Genomic DNA, 17,245 nt, shown 5'->3' with positions numbered 1-17,245 from the left:
AGGTCGTCGTCAGAACGTCTGCCAGTGAACCTCTGCCAGCGGTCGCGATGTCCACCAGTAGTCAGTACTTCCACCGGTAGGCCGCCGCCACGCGCGCGTCGTCCAGTCCGTCGACGGCCGCCGCCTCGCCGAGCCGTACGGCGGTCACCGCGTCCGCCAGCACCGGGCCCAGCGCGTCCCGCAGCACCGGGTCGGCGCGGAACTCCTCGACGGCCTCGGGCAGCGACACCGGCAGCCGCCGTACGCCCAGGGCGGCCGCCTCGTCCGCGTCGAACCGGGCGGGGTCGCCGGTGATCTCCTGGGGCAGGGGGAGGGACCTGGCGATCCCGTCGAGTCCGGCGGCGATGACGCAGCCGAGGGCGAGATAGGGGTTCGCGGCCAGGTCGACGGGTTTGACCTCCAGGTTGGCGTCCTGGTCCCGGCGGCCCGTTGTGCCGGTGACCACCCGCAGCGCGGTCTCGCGGGTCTCCCGGCCCCAGGCCGTGAACACCCCCGCCCACTGGGAGGGTTTGAGCCGCAGATAGCTGGCCGGGCTGGGCGCGGTCACCGCCGTCAGCGCGGGCAGCCGGGCGAGCACCCCGGCCGCGAACGACTCCGCCTCGGCCGTCATGCCGTACCGGCCCTCGCCGCCCGCGTGCAGGTTCACCCCGTCGCGCCAGCAGGACAGATGGAGGTGGCCACCGTTGCCGACGCCCTCGGCGAGATACGCCGGCGCGAAGGACACACGCAGACCGTGCCGCCGGGCCACCGCCCGGATCGTCTGCCGCACCAGCACGCTCCGGTCGGCCGCCGCCACCGGGTCGAGCGCGCCCACCGAGATTTCGAACTGCCCGGCCGCGTACTCGGGATGGACCTGGTCCACGTCCACGCCCTGGGCCGCGAGCGCCTCCAGCAGGTCGGCGGTGCAGTCGCTCAGCTCGACCTGCCGGACGGCGCCGTACGCCGGGCCGGACACCGCCGGCACGAACTCTCCTTCGGGCGCCGAGTCCAGCCCGACCGCCCACTCGATCTCCACGGCCGCCTTGACGGTGAGGCCCTGCTGCTCGGCGGCGTCCGCGACGATCCGGCGCAGGACGGTGCGGGAACATCCCGGGTGCCGGTCACCCTCCTGGGTGATCCGGTCCACCGGCGCCCACGCCCAGCCCGGCTGACCCGCCAGGACGGTCAGCTGGTCCAGGTCGGGGTAGAGGCGCAGGTCGCCGTCGGGGGAGCCGAGGACGTCGGTCGTGACGATCGAGTCGTCCGCGAGGAACGTGTCGAAGACCGGCGACATGCCGACACCCCACCTCACCGCCGACTCCAGCCGCGCCGTCGGGATCGTCTTCACCCGGCCGACGCCCGCGGTGTCCACGTACGCCAGCACGATCCCGCGCACGCCCCGCAGGTCCAGGTCCTTGGTGAGCGCCGAGACCCGCTTGAGGTCACCGGGACGCCCGCCGGGCACGGGATCGGCAAGGGTGGTCATACGTCCTCCTCGGCACGCTCGGCTCCCGCGTGGTCGGGACGGCGGACGGGCTCGGCCCCCGTCGAGCCGGGACCGGGGCACGGGCTTGCCCCGCCGGGGTCAGCGTTTCACGGCCACCGCGCCGAACTGCGGTACCGCGGCGGCCGCGTCGGACTCGGCGCGCCACTGCGAGCAGGGCACCAGCCCCGGCTCGACCAGCTCCAGACCCTCCAGGAACCCGGCGATCTCGGCACGCGAGCGGGCGGTGATCGGCGGGGTCGCGTTGGCGTTCCAGAACTCCATCGCGGCGATGTTGCCCTCGCCGCCGACGTCCGCGTCGAACGTCGGGTGCGTGAGCACCAGGTGGCTGCCGGACGGGACGGCCGCCATGAGCCGGTGCACGACGGCCCGGGCCTCCTCGGTGTCGAGGACGAAGTTGAGGATGCCCAGCATCATCACCGCGACCGGCCGGGACAGGTCCAGCGTCTCGGCGGCCCGCTCGATGATGGCGTCCGGGTCGCGCACGTCGGCGTCGATGTAGTCCGTCACGCCCTCGGGGGAGCTGGTGAGCAGGGAACGGGCGTGCACCAGCACGATCGGGTCGTTGTCGACGTACACGATCCGCGACTCGGGGGCGATCCGCTGGGCGATCTCGTGGGTGTTGTCCACCGTCGGCAGCCCGGTGCCCACGTCCAGGTACTGCCGTATCCCTCGTTCGGCGGCGAGGAAGCGCACCGCTCTGGCCAGGAACTCGCGGTCGGCGCGGGCCACGGCCCGGATCACGGGGAACATCCCGGCGACGTGGTCGCCGACCCGCTGGTCGACCTCGTAGTTGTCCTTGCCGCCGATCCAGTAGTTCCAGACCCGCGCGTTGTGCGCCACGGAGGTGTTCAGCCGGTCCGGCCCGGCCTCCGGGGAGTCGCTCCCGCTCACGTCGCCGCCCTCCTCGGATGCGGTTGCCCGCCGCCATTGTGCCGCTCCGTGATCGAGCTGTCCCGGGAAACGCGAACCGTGACCGTCCGGGCACGCGCAGGGCATCCCGAGAGGCATCGCGGCGCATGGGGAACACTGGACCCCGTACGCCGTCGCCGACCGGAAGCAGCACATGCCCGCCACGCCCGCATCCCTCCTCGACACCCCCGACCTGCCCGCGGGCCCGGCCGACATCCGGCTCGTCGTCACCGACATGGACGGCACGCTGCTGGACGACGACAAGCGGATCCCCGACGGCCTGTGGCCCATGCTCGCCGCCCTGCGCGAGCGGGGCGTCCTGTTCAGCCCCGCGAGCGGCCGCCAGTACGCCACGCTGGCCCGGCAGTTCGCGGACGTCGCCGAGGGCATGGTGTTCATCGCGGAGAACGGCACGTACGTGGTCCGCGACGGCGAGGAGCTGAGTTCCGACCCGCTGCGGCCGGCCGTCGCCGCGGGCGTCGCCCGGACGGCCCGGCGGCTGGTCGCGGACGGCGCGGACGTCGGCGCCGTCGTCTGCGGCAAGCGGGCCGCGTACGTCGAGCGGACCGACGAGGCGTTCCTCGCCGAGGTGCGCCAGTACTACGTCGAGCACCGCGTCGTGAAGGACGTCACCGCGGTCGACGACGACATGATCAAGGTGGCGCTGTACGACTTCGGGTCCGCCGAGCACAGCACCTTCCCCGTGCTCGACGGCTTCGCGGCCGCCCACCAGGTCGTCGTCTCCGGGGAGCACTGGGTCGACGTCATGAACCGCACCGCCAACAAGGGCGCCGCCCTGCGCGGCCTCCAGCGCGAGCTGGGCGTCACCCCCGCGCAGACCATGGTGTTCGGCGACTACCTCAACGACCTGGAGATGCTGGACGCCGCCGAGTGGTCCTTCGCCATGGCCAACGCCCACCCCGAGGTCGTCCGGCGCGCCCGGTACCTCGCCCCGTCCAACAACGAGAACGGGGTGCTGCGCACGATCGCCCGGGTCGTGGGCGTACCGCTTTAGTGGGCGAACCGCTTTGGCGGGGGCGGGCGTACCGCCCCGGCTGCCGGGTCCGTGCCGGGGCGTGGGTCAGCCGGCCGGTTTGCGCGCGACCCCGCCGTACAGGGAGATCGGTCCTTCGGTGACCGGGCCGTCGGCGGCCGGTGTGTCCTCGGGGCGCCAGTCCGGCACCGCGACGATCCCCGGCTCCAGCAGGTCGAGTCCCGTGAAGAAGGCGCCCACTTCGGCGTGCGAGCGGGCCACCAGGGTCACACCGCCCGCCGCGTAGGCCGCGATGCCCCGGTGGACGTTCTCCGGTTCGAAGTCGGCGGTCATCATCGACAGCGTCAGGAAACTGCCCGGCGCCAGCGCGTCGACCAGCGTGCGTACCAGGCCGTGGGCGCCGTCCTCGTCCGCGACGAAGTGGAGCAGGGCGATCAGGGACAGCGCGACGGGCCGGTCGAAGTCCAGGACGGAGGCCGCCTGCCGGAGGATGGACTCCGGGTCCCGGGCGTCGGCCTGCACGTACTCGGTCACGCCCGTGGGGGTGCCGCGCAGCAGGGCGCCGGCGTGGGCCAGCACGATCGGGTCGTTGTCGACGTAGACCACCCGGGCGTCCGGGGCCACGGACTGCGCGATCTGGTGCAGGTTGGGCTCGGTCGGTATGCCGGTGCCGATGTCGAGGAACTGGCGGACTCCCGACTCCTCGGCCAGTGTGCGGGTGGCCCGGCGCATGAACGCCCGGTTGGCGCGGGCGACCTTCGGGGCGGCGCCGTCGATGGCCGCGATCTGCCGGCCGAGCTGCTCGTCGACCGGGTAGTTGTCCTTGCCGCCGAGGAACCAGTCGTAGACCCTCGCCGGATGCGGCCGGGTGGTGTCGATCACCTGGGCTCCTGGCACGTGCCGGTCTCCCTGGGTGCCCGGTCCGCTCCCCGTCACGTGTTCCTCCTCCAACTCCGGTGCCGTGCGCCTCACTTCGGGGCGTGCGGGCAGTCTGACACGATCATGCGGCGTCGCGCAGGTCCACGGTGGGCGCAGGTCAGCGGGCGGGCGTGGGAATGGTGAGGAGCACGCCGTCGAGGAAATGGAGCAGCTCGGTGAAGACGTCGGCCTTGTTCGTCTCGTTGAACACCTCGTGCCGTGCCCCGGCGAAGATCCGCTCGGTCAGCCGGCCGCCACTGAGCCGCTCCACACCGACCCGGCTGCCGGGCAGCGGCACCAGCCGGTCGTCGTCCCCGTGCAGCCACAGCAGCGGCAGCGTGCCGACGTCACCGCCCTTGGCGACGGTCTCCAGGGTGCGGACGAACGCCTCCAGCGTCGGCCGCTTCATGGGGCCGTGCCAGACCAGGGGATCGGCGGCGTAGGCGGCGCCCACGGCGGGGTCGCGGGAGAGCGCGGCCGGGCTGATCGGGGTGTCCGGGATCTCGGGGAGGGCGAGCAGCCGGCCGGGCAGCTCCCACGTGCCGATCACCGGTCCGGACAGGACGAGCGCGCTCAGCTCGTCGCCGTACCGCTGCGCGTACCGGGCCGCGATCAGGCCGCCCATGGAGTGCCCCACCATGACGAGCGGCAGCCCGGGGTGCTCGGCGCGGGCGAGGCCGGCGACGCCGTGCACATCGGTGACGACGTCCTCGAAGTCCTCGATCAGCACCCGCTCCCCGGCCGACCTCCCGTGCCCCAGGTGATCGGGCGCGTACACGGCCGCCCCGTGCCCGGTGAGGACGCCCGCCAGCTCCTCGTACCGGCCGGCGTGCTCGCCGTACCCGTGCACCACGAGCGCCAGGTACCGCGGCGCCGGGTGCGGCCACTCGTGCACGGCCAGGGCGCCCTGGGTGCCGGTCAGGGTGTGTGCGCGGACGTGGGCCATGTCTCCTCCGGCTGCCTGGGTGAAGGTCCGGGAGGATCTTCCCAGGGGGCGGGTCCGGGGTCTATAGTCGAAAACTAGCAGTGCTAATTAAGCGGTCTGTCGCACACCGGCACCGCCGTCCCAGGTCCACAGGTCCATGCTGATCCACAGCGTCGTAGGTCAGGAGTCCAAGCCGTGCGTCCCGTCCACTTCGCGGCCGCCCGCCGCACCCCCATCGGCAAGCTGCGCGGAGGTCTGTCCTCCGTACGGCCCGACGATCTCGCGGCGACCGTGATCCGCCGGCTGGTGGCCGACGTGCCCGCCCTCGACCCCGCCCGCGTCGACGACGTCTACTGGGGCGCCGCCAACCAGGCCGGCGAGGACAACCGCAACGTCGCCCGCATGGCCGCACTGCTGGCCGGCCTCCCCGACTCCGTGCCCGGTGCCACCGTCAACCGGCTGTGCGCCTCCGGCCTCGAAGCGGTCACCACTGCCGCCCGCACCATCGCCGCGGGCGAGGCCGACATCGTGATCGCCGGCGGCTCCGAGTCCATGAGCCGCGCCCCGTTCGTCCTGCCCCGCCCCGACGAGGCCCTGCCGCACCGCATCGAGACCTACGACACCCGCCTCGGCTGGCGCCTGGTCAACCCGGCCATGAAGGAGCTGCACGGCCTGCTGGCCATGGGCGAGACCGCCGAGGAGGTCGCCGAGCGCTACGGCGTCTCCCGCGACCGGCAGGACGAGTTCGCGCTGCGCAGCCACCAACGGGCCGCCGCTGCCCGCAAGAACGGCCACTTCGACGACGAACTCCTGCCCGTGGAGCGCCCGGACGGCATCACGGTCGAACAGGACGAGTGCGTCCGCGAGGACACCTCGCTGGAGAAGCTGTCCCGCCTCAAGCCGGTCTTCCGCACCGGCGGCACCGTCACCGCGGGCAACGCCTCACCGATGAACGACGGCGCGGCCGGACTCCTGCTGGTCAGCGAGGAGGCCCTGAACGAGCTGGGCCTGGAGTCCCTCGGCCGGTACGTCGCCGGCGCCTCGGCGGGCGTCCACCCCGACGTGATGGGCATCGGCCCGGTCCCCGCCACCCGCAAGGCGCTCGCCCGGGTCGGCTGGGAGATCGGCGACGTCCAGGAAGCCGAGTTCAACGAGGCCTTCGCCGCCCAGGCCCTCGCCTGCGTCGACCAACTGGGCATCGACCCCGAGCTGGTGAACCCGTACGGCGGCGCGATCGCCCTCGGCCACCCGCTCGGCTGCTCCGGCGCCCGCATCCTCACCACCCTGCTGCACCGCATGCGCCGCACCGGCGCCGAGCGCGGTCTGGCGACCATGTGCGTGGGCGTGGGGCAGGGCAGCGCGGTGCTGGTCGAGCGGCACTGACACTCTTCAACGGGGGGCTCCCCGGTATGGGGATTCGGTAGCACGAGCCGCGGCAAGGAAACGGAGCACCACTCCATGGCAACCCTGTCCGTCGCCGCCATCCTCGCGGAGAACGCCAAGCGCCGTCCCGAGAAGACCGCCCTCGTCGAAGGAGATCTGCGGCTCTCCTTCGCCGAGGTGTGGCGGAAGGCGCTGGCACAGGCTGGCGCGCTCACCGGACTCGGTGTGGGGCCGGGGGACCGGGTCGCCCTGATGGCACCCAACACCGCCGAGTTCCCGGTCGCCTACTACGCGATCGCGGCGGCGGGCGGAGTCGTCGTACCCGTCCACCTGCTGCTGTCGCCGCCCGAGGTCGAGCACGTCCTCAAGGAGAGCGACGCCACGCTGCTGCTCGTGCACCCGGCACAGGCGGAGACCGGACGGGCCGCCGCGAACGCCCTCGGCATCCACGTCGTCGTCCTGGGCGAGGAGTTGGACCGGCTCACGGCCGAGGCCACCCCGCTGTCCTCCTACGTCACCCGCGCCGCCGACGACCCGGCCGTGATCTTCTACACCAGCGGCACGACCGGCGTCCCCAAGGGCGCCGTGCTCAGCCACTTCAACCTGGTGATGAACGCGACCGTCAACGCCTTCGACGCCAACGACATCCGCGCCGACGACGTCGCGCTCGGCGCCCTCCCGCTCTTCCACGCCTTCGGCCAGACGGTCTCGCTCAACTCCACTTGGCGGGCGGGCGCCACGCTCGTCCTGCTGCCCCGCTTCGACGCGGCCCGCGCCATCGAGCTGATGGTGAAGGAGGGCGTGAACACGTTCCACGGCGTGCCCACCATGTTCGTGGCCCTGGTAGCGGCAGCCGCGGACGCCGACGTGCTGCCCGCACTGCGCGTGTGCGTCTCCGGCGGCGCCTCGCTGCCGGTGGCCGTGCTGGAACGGTTCGAGGCGGCCTTCGGAGCGCGGATCTACGAGGGGTACGGGCTGTCGGAGACCTCGCCGACGGCCACCGTCAACCAGCCCGTCTTCGGCACCAGGGCCGGCACCATCGGCCACCCGCTGTGGGGCGTCGACGTGGAGATCGCCCGCGCGGAGGTCGAGGGCCGCATCGAACTCCTGCCGGCCGGTGAACTGGGCGAGGTCGTCATCTGCGGCCACAACGTCTTCTCCGGTTACCTCGGCCGCCCGGAGGCCACCGCCGAGGCCCTGGTCGACGGCTGGTTCCGCACCGGCGACCTCGGTACCAAGGACGAGGAAGGCTTCCTGCGGATCGTCGACCGCAAGAAGGACGTCATCATCCGCGGCGGCTACAACGTGTACCCGAGGGAGGTCGAGGAGGTCCTGGTCCGCCATCCCGGCATCGCCCAGGTCGCCGTCATCGGCCTGCCCGACGAACTGCACGGCGAGGAGGTGTGCGCCGTCGTCGTCCCCGCGCAGGGCACGCCGCCCGACGCCACCGCGATCACCGACTGGTCCAAGGAACACCTGGGCCGGCACAAGTACCCGCGGCGCGTGGAGTTCACGGACGCGCTGCCGCTCGGGCCGAGCATGAAGGTACTCAAGCGCGAGCTGCGGACGCGGTACGCCGGCTGAGGCCCGCCCGGACCACGGTGCCGGTCCGGTCCGCGGGACCGCGCTCACCCGGCCCGGACGTGTGCACATAGCATCGGTTCCCGCATGAACACGATGACGCTCTGGCACATATCCGGCTGGGAGTTCGCCGCCCTCGCCCTCGCAGCCCTCCTCGTGGGCTTCTCCAAGACCGCCGTCAGCGGGGCCAACACGGTCAGCCTCGCCGTCTTCGCGGCCGTCCTGCCCGCCCGCGCCTCCACCGGCGTGCTGCTGCCCGTCCTGATCGCCGGTGATGTGCTCGCCGTCCTCACCTACCGGCGGCACGCCCACTGGCCCACGCTGTGGCGGCTGTTCCCGGCGGTGGCGGCGGGCGTGGTGGCCGGCACGCTGTTCCTCGTCTGGGCCGACGACGGGATCGTGCGGACCTCGATCGGCGCGATCCTGCTGCTGATGACCGGGGTCACGCTGTGGCGGCGCCGCCGGGAGGCGGCGCCCGAGGAGCCGGACGCGGTCACCGGCAAGGCCGGCCGGATGAAGGCGCGTTCGTACGGCGTCCTCGGCGGGTTCACCACGATGGTCGCCAACGCGGCCGGCCCGGTGATGTCGATGTATCTCCTGTCGGCGGGCTTCCGGAAGCTCGGCTTCCTTGGCACCTCCGCCTTCTTCTTCCTCATCGTGAACGTGTCCAAGGTGCCCTTCAGCGCCGGACTCGGCCTGATCGACGGCCGCTCGCTGCTCCTTGACGCCGCGCTGCTGGTGTTCGTCGTGCCGGGTGCGTTCTTCGGCAAATGGGCTGTGAACAGGATCAACCAGCGACTCTTCGAGCAACTGGTGATCGCGGCGACGATCGTGGGCGGCGTGGAACTGCTCCTGACCTAGGGCCCGCGACCTAGCCGAGCCCCAGCAGGCCGGGCAGGTCCGCGAAGGAGTCCAGGACGTGGTCGGGGCGGCCGCTCGCCCGGTCGAGCGCCTCCGGCAGGAACTTGCCGGTCCGCACCAGCACCCCGGTGACGCCGAGCCGTTGCGCCGCCAGCACGTCGGACTCGACGTCGTCCCCGATCATCAACGCCTCCCGCGCGCCCACGCCGAGCCGCCCGAGGGCCGCCTCGAAGAACGCGGGCGCCGGCTTCCCGGTGACCTCGGCCTCGGTCCCGGCGGCCGCCTCCAGCCCCGCGATGAACGCGCCCGCGTCCAGCTGGAGCCCCGCGTCCGTGCGCCAGTACAGATTGCGGTGCATGGCGACCAGCCGCGCACCCCGCTGGAGACATCCGAAGGCCCGGTTCAGCGCCTCGTACCCGAACTCCGGCCCGGCACCGCCGACGAGGACGACGTCCGGCACGGCGCCCTCCTCCTCGGCGTCCTCGGCCTCGCCCTCCCCGACCTCGCCGTTCCCGACGAGGGTGATCCCCTCCAGGTCATCCCCGACGTCCCCGCTGTTGAGCAGGAGGCAGCGGGACCCGGCCAGATGGGCGGCCGTGGCCGCGGGCGCGGTCAGGATCTCCTCAGCGCTCACCGGGAAGCCGGCGTCCGCCAGCGTCGCGGAGATCGACGCCCGGGTCCGGGAGGTGGTGTTGGTGACCAGCACGACCCCGAGCCCGGCCTCCCGGATCGCCCGCAGGGCCGCCACCGCACCCGGCAACGGCCGCCAGGACACGGTGAGCACCCCGTCGATGTCGATGAGCACGGCACGCACGGACGTCACGGAAGCCATGCGAGGACGATAGAGGACCACAACCGCCGGACACGCTCCGACCGGCCAGGCGAACCGGCGAGGGCACCCCGACCGCCCATCGCCTACGCTCACCGCATGTCCCGGCACGTCCTGATCCTCGGCGGCACCACCGAGGCCCGCCGTCTCGCCACCGACCTGGCCGCCCGCCCCGGCGTCCGGGTCACCACCTCTCTCGCGGGCCGGGTGACCCGGCCGGGAGCGCTGGACGGGGAGGTACGTGTCGGCGGCTTCGGCGGCGCCGAGGGACTGGCCGACTGGCTGCGGGCGCACCATGTGGACGCCCTGGTCGACGCCACCCACCCCTTCGCCGAGTCGATCACCGCGAACGCGGCCCACGCGGCGCGGGCGACCGGAATCCCCACCATCGTCCTGCGCCGCCCGAGCTGGCGCCCGGCCCCCGGCGACCGCTGGCACGACGTCACGTCCCTGCCCGCCGCCGCCGAAGCCCTTCCCCGCCTCGGCACCCGCGTCTTCCTCACCACCGGCCGCCTGGGACTCGCCGCCTTCGCCCACCTGACGGACCTGCACTTCGTCGTCCGATCGGTGGAGCCCCCCGAGCCCCCGTTGCCACCGCACACCGAACTCGTCCTCGCGCGCGGCCCGTTCACCCTCGCCGACGAGACCGAACTGCTCCGCGCCCACCGCATCGAGGTGCTGGTGACGAAGGACAGCGGCGGCGACGCCACGGCGGCCAAACTGACGGCCGCCCGGGACCTCGGGCTGCCCGTGGTCGTCGTACGCCGCCCCGAACTGCCGCAGGGCGTGACGGCCGTACCGGACGTCCCCGGAGTGCTCAGTCGCCTCGGGTTCGGAGAACGCTTCGGTGAACGGTGATGCTCAGGCCTCGCCCGGGTGTCTGCGCAGCAGGTACGTGTCCATGATCCAGCCCTTGCGGTCGCGGGCCTCGGCGCGCAGGCGCTCGATGCGGGGGCCCGCCTCCGCGATCGGACCGGAGACCAGGATCTCGTCCGGGGTACCTATGTACGCGCCCCAGTAGATGTCGATGTCCTCCTCGGCGTACTGCCGGAAGGTCTGGTGCGCGTCCAGCATCACGACGACGTCGTCCACGCCCTCCGGGAAGCCCTCGGCCAGCCGGCGCCCGGTGGTGATCTGGACCGGCCGGGCCACCCGGTTGAGCCCGGTGCGATGGCGGGCGACCAGCGAGGAGACGCTGCTGATGCCGGGCACCACGTCGTACGCGAACTCCACCGCGCCGCGCTCCAGCACCTCCTCCAGGATCCCCAGCGTGCTGTCGTACAGCGAGGGATCCCCCCACACCAGGAAGGCGCCGGTGCCGTCCTCGCCCAGCTCCTCGGTGATCAGCCGCTCGTAGATCCCGGCGCGGGCGCTGCGCCAGTCCTCGACGGCCGGCGAGTACGACGCCCCGCCCGCCCCGCGGTCCCGCTCGGGATCCCGGGCCTCCACCACCCGGTACGACCCCTCGGGCAGATGTGTGTCCAGGATGTCCCGGCGGAGCTGGGTCAAGTCGCTCTTCACCTCGCCCTTGTCGAGCAGGAAGAAGACGTCCGTGCTCCGCAGCGCCTTGACCGCCTGCAGGGTCAGCTGGTCGGGGTCGCCCGCGCCGATACCGATGACATGAATCTTTCGCACGCCCCGAGTCTGCCCCATGCCACTGACAGAGCGTCCACCGCCTCCACACACCCCGCGACGAGGCGCTCCTGCGGTCAGGAACCGAGTCGTGGCGCCTCGGCTCCCGCGTCGACGGGCCCCGCCCCGCCCTCCACCCTTGTGGCCAGCTCCCGGGCCCAGGCGACGAGCCCGCCGAGATCCATCCCGTACGGCCGGTCGGCGTCCCGCTTCGCCGCCCACCCCTCCACCGCGCCCGCGCCCCGCCGCAGCAGCCGCGCACCGCCGGTGGCGTTCCCGCGCGCCGCGTGGGTGAGCCCCACCGCCAGCTGGGCCAGTCCACGCCACAGCGCCCGCTCGTCCTCGGGGCCCGACTTCCAGGCGTCCTCGAACACCTCGTGCGCGTGGAACGGCTTCCCCGCGTCCAGGAGTGCCTGCGCCTCCGCCACCGTCTCCCGCGGGGTCCGCACGACCCCCTCCGGCTGCCGCTCGACCCCCTCCGCGCCGTACGGCAACGGCCGGCCCAGCCCGTCCCGCGGCCGTGCGTTGCGTGCCCGCCCGGCCGCATCCCGGTCCCGGCCGTCCGCCGGCCTGCCCGCCTCCGTGCCTGCGTCTCCCATACGACCGATTGTCCCCTCCACGCGCGGGGCCCTCTTCGGCGCAGCCCCGCATGTGGGGTAAAGTGCTGTTCGCGCGATCACGCGGGTCACCGCGAGTGAGCGCATCGGGACGTGGCGCAGCTTGGTAGCGCACTTGACTGGGGGTCAAGGGGTCGCAGGTTCAAATCCTGTCGTCCCGACTGGCGGAAACGCGAGTCGAGGGGCCGTGTCGGATCAGATCCGACACGGCCCCTCGGTCGTTCTCGATCACCTTCCAGCGATCACCTTCCAGCGATCACCTTCCGGCGATCGCCGGGCGCCGTGCTGCCATCACCGCGAAGACGACGACGCCGGCGAAGAGGAAGAGCACGCCCTGGTAGACGGCCGCGTAGCCGGAGCCCGCGATGAGCCACATCGAGAAGCCGGCCGCGACGGCGGCGATCACGGAGTCGCGGACCAGCCGGGCGCGGTCGACCTGGTCGCGGCGCCCCGAGACGAGATGGAAGATCTGCGCGGCGGCGGCCAGCAGATAGGGCACGGTCGCCGTGAACGTCGTGATCAGCACCAGGGACTCGAACACCTTGCCGGAGCCGGACGCGTAGTTGTACACGGTGAGCAGCGAGGCGAGGACGACGGTGACGAGGACGCCGACGGTCGGCACACCGCGCCGGCGGCGCGCGAAGGCGGCCGGGAACAGGCCGTCCTGGGCGGCCGCGTACGGGGTCTGGGCGCTGAGCAGCGTCCAGCCGTTGAGGCAGCCGGTCATCGACACGAGCGCGGCGAGCGCGACGGCCCAGCCGCCCCAGCTGCCGCCGAACATGGCGTTCACGGCGTCCGAGAAGGGCGCGGTGGACGTCACCAGCCGGCCGTGCGGGACTGTGCCGAAGACGGAGAGCGTGCCCAGCAGGTAGACCAGCGCCGCGCCCGCGGTGCCGATGACGGTGGCGCGACCCACGTTGCGCCGGGGGTTCTCGACCTCGCCCGCGCTGACCGCGGCGGACTCCACCCCGAGGTAGGAGAAGAGCAGGATCGCGGCGGAGGCCGACACCGCGCCCATCGCGCTGCCGCCGCCCGCGTGGAACGGGCCCAGGTTGTGCGGATCGAAGAAGAACAGACCGCCGACGGCGACGAGCAGCAGCGGCGCGAACTTCAGCACGGTGGACACCAGTTGGACGGCGCCCACGTACCGGGTGCCGGCGAGGTTGGAGAGCGCGGGCAGCCACAGGATGACGAGCGCGGCCAGGCAGGCGGTCCAGCGGTGGCCGTTCACCGGGATCAGCACGTCGAGGTAGCCGACGGCGGCCACGGCGAGCGCCGCGTTGGAGACCCAGGTGGTGATCCAGTACGACCAGGCGGTGAGGAATCCGGCGAAGTCGCCGAAGGTCTCACGGGCGTAGACGTAGGGGCCGCCGGTGAGCGGGGTGCGCTCGGCGAGCCGGCCGAAGACCAGCGCGAGGGCGATGGCGCCGACGGTCAGGACGGCGAAGGCGAGAAGGCTGACCGTGCCGAAGGGGGCGACGGAGGCGGGGAGCAGGAAGATGCCGCCGCCGATGATGTTGCCCATGACCAGGGCGGTCGCGACGGGCAGTCCGAAGCGGCGGGCGTGCCTGCCGTCGTTGCCGTGGGGGGCCTCACCGGAAACCTCGGGGGTGGGCGAGGGCGCCGGAGCCGACGTCTCGGCGGTTCCGGTGACGTGCATGGGTGGGTGTACCTCTCATAGAACTGGTGTTCCCGGGATCGCCGGGGCGAGCCCATGGTCGGGGATGCCCCGACCGGGCTCCAAATCACCGTTTCTTGTGTCGTAAAGGGCACGCGTTCGTGCAAAAACGCCCCACCGTGGCCGTCGTGCCGGAAGAAATTGCGGTCGGTGCCGAGCGACCTCCCCTTGGTGTCGAGCCGGCCTCACCCCCTTGGTGGCGAGCAGGCCTCACCCCTTGTTCGAGCCCAGGGTGAGGCCGCTGACGAACTGGCGCTGGAGCAGGAAGTACACGATCAGCGTCGGGATCGCGGTGAGCAGCGCGCCGGCCGCGACCAGGTTGGGGTCGGTGAAGTACTGGCCGGAGAGGTTGTTCAGGGCCGAGGTGATCGGCATGTTCTCGCCGGTCGAGATCAGCACGAGGGCCCAGAAGAAGTCGTTGTAGATCCAGATCGACAGCAAGGTCGCCAGGGCCGCCATCGCCGGCTTGCACAGCGGCAGCGTGATCTGCCAGTACAGCCGCCACACCGAGGCGCCGTCGACCAGCGCGGCCTCGGTCAGCTCGTGCGGCAGCGAGCGCATGTAGTTGCTCAGCACGAACGCGCAGAACCCGGACTGGAACGCCACGTGGATCAGGACCAGGCCCAGCGCGGAGTCGTACAGCTTGCCGCTCGCCGTGATGCCGGGCAGGTCCGTGAGCAGGTACAGCCGGTACAGCGGGGTGATGATGACCTGCTGCGGGAGCAGGTTGCCCGCCGTGAAGACCAGCAGCAGCGCGAGGTTCAGGCGGAAGTCGAAGCGGGCGACGTAGAAGGCGACGCAGGAGGACAGGAACAGCGTCAGCAGCACGGCCGGTACGGCGATGATCAGCGTGTTGCCGAAGTAGTGCAGCATGTCCGACTGCTGGAACGCGTTCGTGAAGTTGTCGAGGTTCAGCGTGTCCGGCCAGGAGACATAGCCCTTGGCGCTGGTCTCGCTGTACGGGCGCAGGGCGGAGAAGACGGCCCACAGCAGCGGCGCCAGCCACGCCAGGGCGGTGCCGGCGAGGAACACGTGCAGCAGGATCCGGGCCGGGCGGATCGGGGCCCGCCGTCTCGGCGCAGCGGTCACGGTGGAGGCGCTCACGAACGACGCTCCTTCCGGAAGGTGGCCACCAGGTACGGGATGATCACCGCGAGGGAGATCACCAGCAGGACGACGGCGATGGCCGATCCGTAGCCGATGCGGCTGGACTCGCCGATGATGTTGTTGGTCACCAGGATCGACAGCAACTCCGTGCCCTGGGCGCCCTTGTTGAAGACGAAGACCAGGTCGAAGGCGCGCAGCGCCTCGATGATGGTGACGACGAGGACGACCGTGTTGGTCGGGCGCAGGGTCGGGAAGATGACGTTCCTGAACGTCTGCCACTCGTTCGCCCCGTCCAGCGCGGAGGCCTCCCGCAGCGACGGGTCGACGCTCTTCAGGCCGGCCAGGTACAGGATCATCATGTAACCGGTGTGCCGCCAGGACGCGGCGATGAGGACGGCCCACAGGTTGAGGTCGGGGTCGCCGATCCAGTCGATGTAGTGGCCGGGCTTGTTGGCGCCGATGATGCTGTTGATCAGGCCCGTGTCGGGGTTGTAGACGAGCTGCCAGACGAAGCCGATGCACGCCATGGAGATGACGACGGGCAGGAAGAACGCGGTCTGGTAGACGCGGCTGAAGCGGATCTTCTTGTCCAACTGGACGGCGAGGAACAGGCCGAGCGGCGTCGGGACGAGGATCAGGACGACGAACCAGACGACGTTGTGCTGGACGGCCGGCCAGAACTGCGGGTTGTCGTTGAAGAGTTGGGTGAAGTTGTCCAGGCCCACCCACTTGATCGAGTCGAACCCGATGCCGTCCCAGGTGGTGAAGGCGAGCGCGATGGAGGCGAGGGCGGTGACCCAGACCAGGGCCACGTGCAGGACCGTGGGCACGCCCGCCATCAGGGCGAGCGTGAACCGGTCGCGGCGGGTCAGCAGGCGCTGGTGGCCCCGCGTGACCCGCTTCGGCTCGGACGCGGCACCCGGAGGCGGCGCGGCGGCCGCCTCCGGGGCCTCGGCGGTCGTGCCGCCGGTCGTGTCGGTGGTCATCGAGGCGCTCACGAGGACGCGAAGATCTGCTTCTTCTGGCGCTCGATCGACGACAGCAGACCGTCCACGCCCTTGGGGTTCTGCAGGAACTTCTGCAGCCCCGGCTGCATCACGGTGGAGGTGAAGTCGGGCCGGCTGTCGCGGTCCATGAACTGGGTCAGGCTCTTGGCGTTGCCGATCATGTCGAACGCCTTCTTCTGCAGCGGCGAATACGCGGAGGTGGAGGCCTTGTTGGAGGCCGCCACCACGCTCGGGTCGCCCTTGAGGTACAGCTCCTCGGCGGCCGGGCTGCCCAGGTACTCCAGCAGCTTCACGACACCGTCGTGGTTCTTCGGGGACTTGCTGACCATGAAGCCGTCCGTCGGGGCCTCGACGGTGTCCTGCCCGTACGCGGAGTCGATCTCCGGGAAGGCGAAGAAGTCGAGGTCGTCGAGGTCCGCCTTGTCGGTGAACTGCTGGGCCACGAAGGAGCCCAGGAGGTACATGCCGGCCTTCTTCGACACCAGGGTCTGGGCGGCGTCCTGCCAGGTGCGGCCCATGAAGCCGTCCTGGTGGTAGGGCAGGAGCTCCGACCAGTGGTCGAAGACGGCCCTGACCTTGGCGTCGGTCCAGGAGGCCTTGCCCGCCATCAGCTGGACGTGGAAGTCGTAGCCGTTGAGGCGGAAGTTGATCTGGTCGAAGGTGCCCATCGCCGGCCAGGCGTCCTTGTCGCCGAAGGCGATCGGGACCAGGCCGTCCTTCTTCATCTGCTTGCACAGGGCCACCAGTTGGTCCCAGGTGGTGGGGACCTCGTAGCCGTGCTGCTGGAAGACGCTCTTGCGGTAGAAGATCGCCCACGGGTACGTGGTCAGCGGCACGAAGTAGTACTTGCCGTCCTCGCCCTTGCTCAGCTTCTTCATGGCCTCGGGGAAGTTGTCCCCGATCTTCTGCCACACGTCGTCGATCGGGGAGGCGAGGCCCTTGGCCGCGAAGAACTGCATGCGGTAGCCGGCGAACCAGTTGAACACGTCGTCCGGCGTGCCCTGGAGGTAGGAGTTGATCTGCTCCTGGAAGGTGTTGTGGTCCTTGGTGTTCACCTTCACCGTGATGCCCGACTGCTTCTTGAAGTCCGCGTAGACGTCGGCGAAGGCCTTCTTGGGCACGGCGTCCGAGGCGTTGGAGCCCACGGTGACGGTCTTCGGGTCGGAGCCCGAGCCGCTGCCGCCGCAGGCGCTCAGCAGGGGTATGCCGGCACCGGCGAGGAGGGCCGCGCCGCCGGCTCCGCGCAGCAGCGAGCGACGGCTGGGACCAGGGACGTGAAGACCGGACGGGGAGAGGCGCATGGCGGCTCCTGAGGCAT

The 17,245-nt window shown here is 71.6% G+C and carries 16 protein-coding genes and 1 tRNA gene; 6 read left to right on the top strand and 11 right to left on the bottom strand.

Annotated elements, in window-relative coordinates; all coding sequences use genetic code 11:
• Positions 1-61: 61 nt before the first annotated feature.
• Both ABZ865_RS07015 and ABZ865_RS07010 read right to left on the bottom strand, forming a co-directional pair.
• Positions 62-1,465, bottom strand: coding sequence for a glutamine synthetase family protein (locus ABZ865_RS07015; protein WP_361225109.1), 1,404 nt, complete (start codon positions 1,463-1,465; stop codon positions 62-64).
• Between the two features lie 99 nt (positions 1,466-1,564).
• Complete coding sequence (locus ABZ865_RS07010) at positions 1,565-2,377, bottom strand: SAM-dependent methyltransferase (protein WP_361225107.1); 813 nt, start codon at positions 2,375-2,377, stop codon at positions 1,565-1,567.
• A 172-nt stretch (positions 2,378-2,549) separates the two neighbouring features.
• Here ABZ865_RS07010 and ABZ865_RS07005 point away from each other — a divergent pair, with 172 nt between their 5' ends.
• Complete coding sequence (locus ABZ865_RS07005; protein WP_361225104.1) at positions 2,550-3,410, top strand: Cof-type HAD-IIB family hydrolase; 861 nt, start codon at positions 2,550-2,552, stop codon at positions 3,408-3,410.
• Between the two features lie 66 nt (positions 3,411-3,476).
• Here the strand turns inward: ABZ865_RS07005 and ABZ865_RS07000 are convergent, their stop codons facing one another.
• A complete protein-coding gene (locus ABZ865_RS07000; RefSeq protein ID WP_361225101.1) occupies positions 3,477-4,271 on the bottom strand; it encodes an SAM-dependent methyltransferase in 795 nt (264 codons plus the stop codon).
• Positions 4,272-4,425: 154 nt separating this feature from the next.
• Positions 4,426-5,253, bottom strand: coding sequence for a lysophospholipase (locus tag ABZ865_RS06995; protein ID WP_361225098.1), 828 nt, complete (start codon positions 5,251-5,253; stop codon positions 4,426-4,428).
• Positions 5,254-5,427: 174 nt separating this feature from the next.
• On the opposite strand from ABZ865_RS06995, the gene ABZ865_RS06990 reads away from it, so the two are divergent.
• From ABZ865_RS06990 to ABZ865_RS06980, 3 genes are all read left to right on the top strand, one after another.
• On the top strand, positions 5,428-6,615 hold the full coding sequence (locus tag ABZ865_RS06990) for a thiolase family protein (protein WP_361225095.1): 1,188 nt from the start codon (positions 5,428-5,430) through the stop codon (positions 6,613-6,615).
• A gap of 75 nt (positions 6,616-6,690) precedes the next feature.
• Positions 6,691-8,199, top strand: coding sequence for a long-chain fatty acid--CoA ligase (locus ABZ865_RS06985; RefSeq protein WP_361225092.1), 1,509 nt, complete (start codon positions 6,691-6,693; stop codon positions 8,197-8,199).
• 84 nt (positions 8,200-8,283) lie between these two features.
• Positions 8,284-9,057: a sulfite exporter TauE/SafE family protein gene (locus ABZ865_RS06980; RefSeq protein ID WP_361225091.1), complete on the top strand. Its 774-nt coding sequence runs from the start codon at positions 8,284-8,286 to the stop codon at positions 9,055-9,057.
• 10 nt (positions 9,058-9,067) lie between these two features.
• On the opposite strand, the gene ABZ865_RS06975 is transcribed toward ABZ865_RS06980, so the two are convergent.
• A complete protein-coding gene (locus tag ABZ865_RS06975; protein WP_361227194.1) occupies positions 9,068-9,880 on the bottom strand; it encodes an HAD-IIA family hydrolase in 813 nt (270 codons plus the stop codon).
• A 105-nt stretch (positions 9,881-9,985) separates the two neighbouring features.
• Between ABZ865_RS06975 and ABZ865_RS06970 the strand changes: the two genes are divergently transcribed.
• Entirely contained in the window at positions 9,986-10,744 is a 759-nt protein-coding gene (locus ABZ865_RS06970) for a cobalt-precorrin-6A reductase (RefSeq protein WP_361225087.1), read from the top strand.
• A 3-nt stretch (positions 10,745-10,747) separates the two neighbouring features.
• Here the strand turns inward: ABZ865_RS06970 and cobF are convergent, their stop codons facing one another.
• Together cobF and ABZ865_RS06960 are read right to left on the bottom strand one after the other, a co-directional pair.
• On the bottom strand, positions 10,748-11,521 hold the full coding sequence (gene cobF / locus ABZ865_RS06965; protein ID WP_361225085.1) for a precorrin-6A synthase (deacetylating): 774 nt from the start codon (positions 11,519-11,521) through the stop codon (positions 10,748-10,750).
• A 74-nt stretch (positions 11,522-11,595) separates the two neighbouring features.
• Positions 11,596-12,117 (bottom strand): DUF309 domain-containing protein, encoded by a 522-nt coding sequence (locus ABZ865_RS06960; protein WP_361225082.1) that lies wholly within the window; start codon positions 12,115-12,117, stop codon positions 11,596-11,598.
• A gap of 105 nt (positions 12,118-12,222) precedes the next feature.
• Between ABZ865_RS06960 and ABZ865_RS06955 the strand changes: the two genes are divergently transcribed.
• A tRNA-Pro gene (locus ABZ865_RS06955) sits at positions 12,223-12,296 on the top strand.
• Between the two features lie 95 nt (positions 12,297-12,391).
• Here ABZ865_RS06955 and ABZ865_RS06950 read toward each other — a convergent pair.
• The 4 genes from ABZ865_RS06950 to ABZ865_RS06935 all read right to left on the bottom strand — a co-directional run bounded on the left by ABZ865_RS06950 (position 12,392) and on the right by ABZ865_RS06935 (position 17,228).
• A complete protein-coding gene (locus ABZ865_RS06950; protein WP_361225079.1) occupies positions 12,392-13,795 on the bottom strand; it encodes an amino acid permease in 1,404 nt (467 codons plus the stop codon).
• 228 nt (positions 13,796-14,023) lie between these two features.
• Positions 14,024-14,917 carry a carbohydrate ABC transporter permease gene (locus ABZ865_RS06945; RefSeq protein ID WP_361225076.1) on the bottom strand — a complete coding sequence of 298 codons (894 nt, stop codon included), beginning with the start codon at positions 14,915-14,917 and terminating at the stop codon, positions 14,024-14,026.
• Complete coding sequence (locus ABZ865_RS06940) at positions 14,914-15,906, bottom strand: sugar ABC transporter permease (protein ID WP_361225073.1); 993 nt, start codon at positions 15,904-15,906, stop codon at positions 14,914-14,916. Before ABZ865_RS06940 ends, ABZ865_RS06945 begins: the two co-directional genes overlap by 4 nt.
• Before the next feature lie 8 nt (positions 15,907-15,914).
• Positions 15,915-17,228: an extracellular solute-binding protein gene (locus ABZ865_RS06935; RefSeq protein WP_361225070.1), complete on the bottom strand. Its 1,314-nt coding sequence runs from the start codon at positions 17,226-17,228 to the stop codon at positions 15,915-15,917.
• Positions 17,229-17,245: the final 17 nt, after the last annotated feature.

The sequence above is a fragment of the Streptomyces sp. NPDC047085 genome (assembly GCF_040643735.1).
Classification (GTDB): domain Bacteria; phylum Actinomycetota; class Actinomycetes; order Streptomycetales; family Streptomycetaceae; genus Streptomyces.
This window is presented reverse-complemented; position numbering and strand designations above follow the sequence as displayed.

Excerpts from the sequence above, each read along its gene's own strand:
- ABZ865_RS06970 (WP_361225087.1), top strand. The coding sequence starts at position 9,986 with ATGTCCCGGCACGTCCTGATCCTCGGCGGCACCACCGAGGCCCGCCGT.
- ABZ865_RS07015 (WP_361225109.1), bottom strand. The coding sequence starts at position 1,465 with ATGACCACCCTTGCCGATCCCGTGCCCGGCGGGCGTCCCGGTGACCTC.
- ABZ865_RS06935 (WP_361225070.1), bottom strand. The coding sequence starts at position 17,228 with ATGCGCCTCTCCCCGTCCGGTCTTCACGTCCCTGGTCCCAGCCGTCGC.
- ABZ865_RS07005 (WP_361225104.1), top strand. The coding sequence starts at position 2,550 with ATGCCCGCCACGCCCGCATCCCTCCTCGACACCCCCGACCTGCCCGCG.
- ABZ865_RS06985 (WP_361225092.1), top strand. The coding sequence starts at position 6,691 with ATGGCAACCCTGTCCGTCGCCGCCATCCTCGCGGAGAACGCCAAGCGC.
- ABZ865_RS06950 (WP_361225079.1), bottom strand. The coding sequence starts at position 13,795 with ATGCACGTCACCGGAACCGCCGAGACGTCGGCTCCGGCGCCCTCGCCC.
- ABZ865_RS06995 (WP_361225098.1), bottom strand. The coding sequence starts at position 5,253 with ATGGCCCACGTCCGCGCACACACCCTGACCGGCACCCAGGGCGCCCTG.
- ABZ865_RS06980 (WP_361225091.1), top strand. The coding sequence starts at position 8,284 with ATGAACACGATGACGCTCTGGCACATATCCGGCTGGGAGTTCGCCGCC.
- ABZ865_RS06940 (WP_361225073.1), bottom strand. The coding sequence starts at position 15,906 with ATGACCACCGACACGACCGGCGGCACGACCGCCGAGGCCCCGGAGGCG.
- ABZ865_RS06960 (WP_361225082.1), bottom strand. The coding sequence starts at position 12,117 with ATGGGAGACGCAGGCACGGAGGCGGGCAGGCCGGCGGACGGCCGGGAC.